1 protein-coding gene is annotated in these 1623 nt (G+C 38.0%); it reads right to left on the bottom strand.

Annotated features, from left to right (window positions below; genetic code table 11):
- Positions 1-50: 50 nt before the first annotated feature.
- Entirely contained in the window at positions 51-1559 is a 1509-nt protein-coding gene (locus tag BUB55_RS14120; RefSeq protein WP_143153094.1) for a hypothetical protein, read from the bottom strand.
- Positions 1560-1623 lie beyond the last annotated feature (64 nt).

Genomic DNA, 1623 nt, shown 5'->3' on the forward strand with positions numbered 1-1623 from the left:
GGGACCCGCAAAACGCAAAGGCACCGCTTTCTGTCGAAATCGGCGCGTATTCAGCATATTGTGCTTATGTTGGAACTTTTACCGGACAGCAATAATTTCATATATATACTTTTATGTTTTTGTTCATGATTTTTTAAATCATCATCGTCCCCTTCCAAAAATACCTCGATTCCATCTTCAGGAGTACTCAACATAATTGTAATATTTAAAGGAACATAATCTTCATTAGAGCATTCCGTGCTATAACTAAATGTAGCACTTGTCAACGCACTAACATGTCCGCTTACCGTTTTAAACAAAGCGTTAAACTTCGAACCACTAGTCAATGCAAAAAAACTAGTATCTCTATTCAGTCGCGATTTAACATAAATAGCACGTTTAACACGAGACACATCTCTTCTTTTCATAGATCGCCCGACTGCGTCAAAATAGAAATATGTTGTTAGTGTCTTTTGACGTTCTTCGACATTATCATCGAAATAAAAATTTTCACTATTCGAGGTCTTCTTATACAAAACTGAAGCATCGGGACAAACAAGATTATTTTTTTCTCCAAACGGATTATCGCAATCCACCTGTTCATACCACCAACCTATATTAGCCGATGTAAAAGTTCCTTGCCAAAGCCAAAAATTCGAGCATTCCGAACCGCGGGCAGGATTGCACTTGTAACAAGTGCCGTTGTACGCAAAGCAAGCGTTTTTTGGATTACTCGGCACATTGTCCAACGGGAAGCCTAGACACGCCCCAACTCGATTGTTATCAACTTTTTCGCCTGTTTCGCAATCGACTTCACGCCACCACCAAGAATCTTGAGCATTCGTATTAATCCAACCATGCTGTGTTCCACGAGCTGGATTTAACGAGTAACATTTACCAGACTCCATATTATCCAAACCATCTTTGAAAATCTGATCTGAAGTATACTCCTGTTCAGGACCAGCAACAAAAACACCATCAGTTGACGAAGACTCAAATTTCGAACTACTAGATTCAACAAATTTCGATGAAGAAGACATTTCTGCATTAACAGAACTGCTCGACCTCATTTCCATTGAAGACGAAGAAAGTTCAATGGTCTTTGAGCTACTACTGAAATTTCCATTCGACGATGAATATTTTTCACTAGAACTGTTAGACTCTTCGGAAGACGAACTAAACTGACTCGAAGAAGATTTCATAGAGTTATAGTGTTTCAATGCATTCAAGCAACTCTCAAAACTAGAAACAATCCTAGGTTCTTTCAACAAATCATAAAAACTAAAATTCGCTGGGAGTTGGTCCACATTTGCACGACCAAGCCAATTTAAATTATTCAATGTAGATGATTCTGTCATTCCTTCACCAATAAAAATCATGCCATAACTATCGTTATCTGTATTCTTTGTTACAGAACATCCTCTTGCAGGATCCACCGGAACTGTATAATTTAAGGAATTTGCCCTACAGCCATAAATGTAAGCTTCCCCATAATTGTAAGCTTCCCCATAATTGTAAGCTTCCCCATAATTGTCGGCTACCCATTTTTGGTAACGTATATTTTCTTTCGCAAATTCCACTAAGGGGGTAAAAAAATAGGATGTTCCAATTTTTAGATTTGAAATAACCACAAATCAAACACAA

Source organism: Fibrobacter sp. UWP2 (genome assembly GCF_900141705.1).
In the GTDB taxonomy this organism is placed as follows: domain Bacteria; phylum Fibrobacterota; class Fibrobacteria; order Fibrobacterales; family Fibrobacteraceae; genus Fibrobacter.